Annotated in this window: 8 protein-coding genes; 7 read left to right on the top strand and 1 reads right to left on the bottom strand. The window is 42.1% G+C overall.

The window, feature by feature from the left end; all coding sequences use genetic code 11:
• Nucleotides 1-474 precede the first annotated feature (474 nt).
• The 6 genes from Q0081_RS00635 to Q0081_RS00610 all read left to right on the top strand — a co-directional run bounded on the left by Q0081_RS00635 (nucleotide 475) and on the right by Q0081_RS00610 (nucleotide 6585).
• Complete coding sequence (locus Q0081_RS00635; RefSeq protein WP_298348181.1) at nucleotides 475-2190, top strand: tetratricopeptide repeat protein; 1716 nt, start codon at nucleotides 475-477, stop codon at nucleotides 2188-2190.
• Nucleotides 2191-2222: 32 nt separating this feature from the next.
• Nucleotides 2223-3077: a DUF4292 domain-containing protein gene (locus Q0081_RS00630; protein WP_298348179.1), complete on the top strand. Its 855-nt coding sequence runs from the start codon at nucleotides 2223-2225 to the stop codon at nucleotides 3075-3077.
• A gap of 75 nt (nucleotides 3078-3152) precedes the next feature.
• Nucleotides 3153-4526 (top strand): murein hydrolase activator EnvC, encoded by a 1374-nt coding sequence (locus Q0081_RS00625; protein WP_298348178.1) that lies wholly within the window; start codon nucleotides 3153-3155, stop codon nucleotides 4524-4526.
• 43 nt (nucleotides 4527-4569) lie between these two features.
• Nucleotides 4570-5394: a 3-methyl-2-oxobutanoate hydroxymethyltransferase gene (panB, locus tag Q0081_RS00620; protein ID WP_298348176.1), complete on the top strand. Its 825-nt coding sequence runs from the start codon at nucleotides 4570-4572 to the stop codon at nucleotides 5392-5394.
• Nucleotides 5395-5498: 104 nt separating this feature from the next.
• On the top strand, nucleotides 5499-6227 hold the full coding sequence (locus Q0081_RS00615) for an RluA family pseudouridine synthase (RefSeq protein WP_298348174.1): 729 nt from the start codon (nucleotides 5499-5501) through the stop codon (nucleotides 6225-6227).
• 52 nt (nucleotides 6228-6279) lie between these two features.
• A complete protein-coding gene (locus Q0081_RS00610) occupies nucleotides 6280-6585 on the top strand; it encodes a DUF6787 family protein (RefSeq protein WP_298348173.1) in 306 nt (101 codons plus the stop codon).
• On the opposite strand, the gene Q0081_RS00605 is transcribed toward Q0081_RS00610, so the two are convergent.
• Nucleotides 6580-6759, bottom strand: coding sequence for a hypothetical protein (locus Q0081_RS00605; RefSeq protein ID WP_298348171.1), 180 nt, complete (start codon nucleotides 6757-6759; stop codon nucleotides 6580-6582). The two genes, Q0081_RS00610 and Q0081_RS00605, sit on opposite strands and share 6 nt — an antisense overlap.
• A gap of 287 nt (nucleotides 6760-7046) precedes the next feature.
• Between Q0081_RS00605 and Q0081_RS00600 the strand changes: the two genes are divergently transcribed.
• The coding region (locus tag Q0081_RS00600) for a hypothetical protein (protein ID WP_298348170.1) at nucleotides 7047-7265 on the top strand (219 nt) is incomplete at its 3' end.

Below are 7265 nucleotides of genomic sequence, written 5' to 3'. Positions count from 1 at the left end.
GTCAAAGGCCTTATGTGGATAACTTTGTAAAATCCGAACCAATAATTAAAAATGCCGCCTAAATATCCTTGCAAAAGAATTGATTTATTGTTTGGAATAACCATAACAATCCGTGCGGTATTTCCCAGATTTCTATTTGAGTACTGTGCTACAGCGAACCAGTGGGGGCTTGAATCGGTCGCCACGGGGCGCCCCGCATGAGTCTCTCTCTCAGCCGAAGGCGATAAGGCATCCCCACTGGTTCGGACGGCCGATGCCGCTGGCTTACTCTCATTTTGAGAGCATCCCAAGTTATGACTTTCTTGGAATTTTTATATCGCACAAATCTAAAGGCCGATGCGGAGGATTTAGGAGGGGTTTTTATATAAATTTTGGTAAAACGACTAAATTCTTCCAATTTTGCTTCATTAATCTCGTTTTTTATGATAGATTGAACCACAATCAGCATTAGCCAACGAGATTTCCTTTAAAACAATGAAAAACAAGCCCCTTCTCTGGGTAATTTTGTTTTTGAGTCAGGTAGTCTTGGCTCAGAAAAATAAACCCGTGGGCGAAACTGATGCCCAAAAATCGCAACGATTTGAGCTGGAATCCCTGCTGGCCGAAGGCATGAAATATGCGGCCATGGAAGAATACCTCCGCGCCGACAGTACCTTACGAATGGCGTTAAAAATCAACCCAAACATCGCCGCCGTTAATTATGAGTTGGCGCGTACGTTGCTTAAGCGCGAACGATTGGACGAGGCGGCTATTCTAACCCAAAAGGCAGCACAATTGATGCCTGAAAACAAATTCTACGGAATTCAACTGGCAGAAATCTATACCCAACAACGAAAATACAGCAAAGCGGCTGACATCTACAAAGAGATTATTCGTCAAAACACGGATAATGCGGAGTATGGTCTCGAACTGGCAGCCGTTTATATTTTGGATGAAAAGTACGAAGAAGCCCTCAAAGCCTACGATGATGTGGAGCGCTCGTTGGGAGTGGACGAAGACCTGGTTCATCAAAAACAACGCATCTATATCAAACTTGACAAAATCAGTAAAGCCATCGGTGAGGCACAAAAACTCATCAATGCCGAACCCACCGAATCGCAATACACAGTAGAATTAGCGCAACTGCTGATGATGGCCAAACGCCCCAAAGAGGCCAAAGAACAGCTCGAAAAAGCGCTCAAAATGAACCCTGACCAGAGCGACGCCCGTATGATGTTGGCGGAAATTTATCGCCAAAGCGGAGATACCCAAGCCGCCGATAAGCAGATTGGGCAGATGTTTAACAATCCAAATGGCGACATTGACACTAAAATGCAGGCCTTAGTGGGGCTGATGCGCGAAGCTAAAGATGATGCAACGCGTCAGGATGTTATCAACCGCGCGGCTGAAATTGTAAAAGCACATCCAAAAGATGTACGAGCTTATGTAGTGTATGCAGATTTATTAGTCAAAGCAGATCGCAAACCGGAAGCGCGTGACGCGTACGTGAAGGCTTCACGCGTCAATCCTGCCATGTATGAAGTATGGGGAGCCATTTTAGATCTGGATGGTTCTTTAAACCAAATCGACAGCGTCATTGCCCACTCTGACCAAGCCTTGGAAAACTTCCCTAATCAAGGGCTTTTTTGGTATTCCAATGGCTCCGCACATTTGATTAAGCGCCATTACCAAAAGGCAGTAGATGCGTTCGAAGAAGCCCAAAAATTGACCTCCGAAAGCAAAGACCTACAGGGAGCGATTTGGGCACAATTGGGTGATGCTTACAATGGTTTGGGTGAACATGCAAAGTCAGACGAGTCTTATGAAGCTTCTCTCAAAATTGAGCCTGCCAACGATAATGTTCTCAATAATTACAGCTACTTTCTGTCATTGCGAAAAGAAAAACTCGACCGGGCAAAAGAAATGGCCGCTCAGGTAATAGCACGTAATCCTACCAATGCAACGTATTTGGACACCTATGCCTGGGTTCTATACGTAATGAAAGACTACAAAAATGCCCGTATTCATCTCGAAAAAGCGATTGATTCGGACAAAAACGTCAGCGGTACCATTGTCGAACATTACGGGGATGTTTTGTACCAATTGGGTGAACGGGAAAAAGCCGTAGAACAATGGAAAAAGGCCAAAAGCATGGGAGAAAACAGCCAACAGATCGACAAAAAAATTGCAACGGGACAATTAATAGAGTAACCGCCCCCAAACACTTATAGTTTTTCTAAAATATGAAAGTTAATTTGTCATTTTGTATTGCGCTTATCTCGCTTGCCTTGTTTTCGGCCTGTCATCGTCAGCGTCAAAAAAGTAAAGAGCAATCCAACAAAGATACATTGGCAGTAGTACAGGCAGACACATTATCTCGTCCCAAAAGAGACTCCGTAGCAGTCATTAAACCTGGTCCAGAAGCAGAAGAAATTAAAGTCAATATTGAAAACGTTGATTTTAAATACCTCACCACCAAATCAAAAATCTCTTTTAAAAACAAAGATCAGGACATTGACAATGCCAATGTCAGCATGAGAATGCGAAAAGACAGTGTTTTATGGTTGCAAATTGTGGTAGGCCCCATAGAAGTAGTTCGAGGCTTGATTACCCGCGACTCGATTCAAATCATAGACCGTCACAACAAGGCATATTACCAATACGATTTTGCTTCACTCAGTCAGAAATTTAACTTTCAACTAAGTTTTGATTTGATTCAGTCTATTTTAGTAGGCAACATGCCCATTCCCAAAAAACCGGGGGAAAAATTCAAAAAAGAAAATGACTATTTCATGCTTCGACAAAATGAAGGTAAAATCTCGCTGGAAAACTACATTGGAGAACAAAACCGGCGGCTCAAAAAATTGTTGGTTACCGAACAACCCAGCAAAAATTCGCTTACCCTCAATTACGAAGATTTTACTCAGCTCAATAATTATCTTTTTCCTTACACCAGTTTGATACAGTTGGATTATGAATCAAAACAGGACCAACAACGATACCAAACCGTATTTAGGATAAAACACCAAAAGGTAGAACTGAGCGAAAAAGTACTCTCTTTCCCGTTCAGTATTCCTGCCAAATACGAGAAAAAATAAACCTAAATTGCGACTCCAAACCGTAGTTCAGGCATTTTTGCAGTTCATTGCTGCTATTATTTGACTTTTTACTTTATGAATACCATTCATCGAATTCGCTTTATTTTTCTCATTCTATTAGGGTTGCTGTTGGTCAGCAGTCCGTTGCTCTTTGCCCAAAAGAGTCGTCAACAGCTTGAGAAAGAAAAACGCGAAAACTTGGAACGTTTACAGGAACTTCAGGGAATTTTGAAGCAAATTACCGAACAAAAACGCGCCAGTTTAGGACAATTAAAAGCCATTAAGCAACAAATCAACGCCCAAAATCGGAAAATAGAACTCATCAACGACGATTTACACTTGATGGATGCGGAGTTGAATGAACTTCAAAAAGCCAAAGTAGAGTTAGATAATGATTTAAGGAAATTACGCGATGAGTATGGAAAAATGATTTACAATTCTTCCAAACGTAACAATAGCCTCAATGAATTGAGTTTTCTTTTTTCAGCACCCAACTTCAATCAGTTTATTATTCGCTATAAATACCTCAAGCAGTATACCGACGAGCGTAAAAAGCAGGTAAACCAAATGAAAAAGGTGCAGTCGTTGATGATTGCGAAAACAAACAGCATTACTAATAAGAAAAAAGACCAACAAAATGCCCTGCAAACGCGGATTGCTGAAAGTAAAAATCTGGAACAACTCAAAGGTGAAAAAGACAAAGTAGTCAAAGAATTAACCGGACGAGAGAAAGAAATCATCGCCCAAGTAGCCGAAGTGCGAAAAGCAAATAAGCAGTTGGAAAATGCCTTAACGCGCATGATTCAGCGCGAAATTGAAGAGCGACGAGAACGCGCCCGTGTTGCTGTCCGAGAACGAGCGGCGAGAGAAAAAGCGGAGCGCGAAGCAGCAAAAGCCGCCGAAAAAGCAAGGGATAAAGACAAAGGGAGTGAAGAGGTAGCCAAAGCCGAACCAGAAACTAAGCCTGAACCTAAAAGAGAAAAAGAAGAATTTAATGAAGAAGGCATGAACGAAGAAGAGGTCACGTTGGCATCTTCTTTTGCAGCATCTAAAGGTCGGTTGGCGTGGCCTGTACCTGGCTTTATCTCTGACGGATTTGGGACAAAAGAGATTCTCAAAAATGTACATGAAGAAAATTATGGCGTGGATATTCAAACCAAAGCAGGTGCACAGGTTCATGCGGTTTATGATGGTGTGGTAATGCAGGTAAGTAATGAACCCACAGTAATGAAAAACTTTGTTTTTGTCCAACACGGTGATTTCTATACAGTCTATGCTAAGCTCAAAAGTGTAAACGTTCGCCCGGGCCAAAAACTTAAAGCACGTGAAGTGATTGGTATTGTTGCTACTGATGGAGAAGGAGTTTCCGAAGTCAATTTCCAAATTTGGAAAGAAAGTAAAAATACAGCAAATAGACTCAACCCCGAATCTTGGCTTAGACCCCGATAAAATAGTTAGCAGTAGCGGGCTCGTGAAAACCGTAAACAAAAAAATGTCAACCCAACTCTTCTCCGCCGAAATAAAACGCATTACGACCCATACCATCCAAGAGATGAAAAACAGGGGCGAAAAAATCTCTGCCCTTACAGCCTATGATTATTCAATGGCACGGATTGTAGATGCCGCAGGAATTGATATTATTCTCGTGGGCGACTCTGCCTCCAATGTCATCGCAGGACACGAAACCACCCTGCCCATTACCCTCGATCAGATGATTTATCACGCCCAAGCTGTAGTTCGGGCCGTCAAACGAGCATTTGTAGTCGTAGATTTGCCATTTGGCTCGTATCAGGGAAATTCGCGTGCCGCTTTAGATTCAGCCATTCGAATCATGAAAGAATCTGGTGCTCATGCCGTGAAACTGGAAGGCGGTCTGGAAGTAAAAGATTCCATTATTCGAATACTAAGTGCCGGTGTACCTGTCATGGGACACTTAGGTCTGACTCCTCAATCCATTTATAAATTTGGCACCTATACTGTCAGAGCCAAAGAAGAAGCAGAAGCTGAGAAACTTCTTCAGGACGCTAAAATGCTTGACGAAGTGGGTTGTTTTGGCATGGTTCTGGAAAAAATTCCGTCCACCCTTACTCAAAAAGTATCGGCAAGTGTCTCTATCCCTACCATTGGTATCGGAGCAGGACCTTATGCCGACGGGCAAATTTTGGTACTGCACGATTTGCTTGGGATTACGAAGGAGTTCAAACCGCGCTTTTTACGCCGTTATGCCGATCTTCACACGATAATGACCGACGCAGTAGCTCATTATGTCAAAGACGTAAAAGCCAACGACTTTCCTAATGAGAAAGAATCCTATTGAACTAAGATTCTTGATTATGAGTTAATTAAAAACTCAAATATCCTCTTTTTAACAGCCTTTGCTATCCTGAAAGGATTTGAAGGGTCTCTTTTCTTACTACCATAATGCCAAAATATTTTCACGTAATATACGAAGACAACCACCTCATCATTGTCAATAAAGCCCCTGGTGTACTCGTACAGGGTGACGCGACGGGTGATGTCCCTTTGTTGGATTTAGTAAAAGATTACATCAAAGAAAAATACGAAAAGCCCGGAGAAGTATTTCTGGGAACGGTCCATCGAATAGATCGTCCGGTTAGCGGGTTGGTGGTTTTTGCCCGTACTTCAAAGGCCCTCGAACGCATGAACGAAATTTTTCGCAAACGTGATGTTCAAAAAACCTACTGGGCTGTGGTACGTAAGCGTCCTCCCAAAAAGCAAGACAAACTAACCAGTTGGCTCGTGAAAGACGAAAACCGGAATGTAGTGACGGCTTATGACTATCCTGCTCCCAATGCTCAAAAAGCGGAACTTACGTATCGGGTATTAGGAGAAATCAACCGGCATTTTCTATTGGAGGTAAACCCGATTACGGGCCGTCCGCATCAAATTCGAGTGCAATTGGCACAAATGGGATGTCCGATTCGTGGGGATGTAAAATACGGTTCTCCTAAACCCAATAATGACGGAAACATCAACTTACATGCACGAAGATTATTTTTCACCCATCCTGTAAAAAAAGAACCCGTATTATGTAGGGCGGCTTTGCCTAATGACCCTTTTTGGGAAGAATTTTTGGAACTAGACCCCGAAGAAATAGGCCCGGAGCATTTGGCATTTTTGCACGAATAATCACCTAAATACAACTTGAAATAGGAGTTCGAACACAGAATGCAGGAATAGAATGACTTGGATAGAAAAGCTTAAAAGTCGTTGGGGAGTAAGCGCAGGATGGCAGGTACTGGTCATCCTACTGGTGTTTACCTGTACAGGATTTACGGTCATGTACACCAAACGATGGATGGCTCAATGGCTCACTATAGAAAGCACGTGGGCAACCTGGATGTTTAATATCCTCATTATCTTACCTTTTTATCAAGTTATCTTACTAATGTACGGGTGGATATTTGGACAGTTCAAATTCTTCTGGAATTTTGAGCAGAAAATGTTCAGGCGCCTGATGAACGGATTCTCTCGCAAAAAATCATAATTCTGACGTTACTACAGTCTTATCGACTGTAGTAACGTCAACCCACATTTGGTGGGTCATTTGTTCTACCGTATTGACAACCCCCTGCAAGGCTCCAAAAATAATACACAGTGGCAAGATTATGGGCAGGAAAATGAGCCACTGAAAAGCCAAATGTAGGTTAGGCTTCTTCATTTTTTAAATGTGATTAGTAGTGAACACCTGTTTAAAAAAAAGTAATTTAGACCTCTACAACCCCCCTCCTCAAACAGCGTGCCAAAGTCTTTTATGGAGTAAAGAATATTTACAAAAATAAAAATTATTTGCAGTCCTTCCCAATAAAGTTAAAATAACGCGAACTTTTTAGGAGATTAGGTCAAAAAAATGGGTTTAAAGGCATAGAGAGAGAGAGAAAGAATTAGTATTTTGGATGGGACCGCCCATGCGGTTACCAAGCTTCAAAAACTAACCAATATCTCCCTATGCTGACGGAAATATACTACGAAGTGGACGAGTTTAACCGCATCGGCGGTCTGAAAACAACATTTGGAAAAAATTGCAGTTTATGCTGCAAGCATAAACTGGTATTCCAAACGCCAATTGGGTTGTATGAGTATGAGCGAAATCATGACCATCCTTATTTACTACCGCAGCGGCGGACCGTCACTATTCTCATTACAAAAATTTCAAGAATTACTATG

The organism is Runella sp. (assembly GCF_027484545.1).
Lineage (GTDB): Bacteria > Bacteroidota > Bacteroidia > Cytophagales > Spirosomataceae > Runella.
This window is presented reverse-complemented; position numbering and strand designations above follow the sequence as displayed.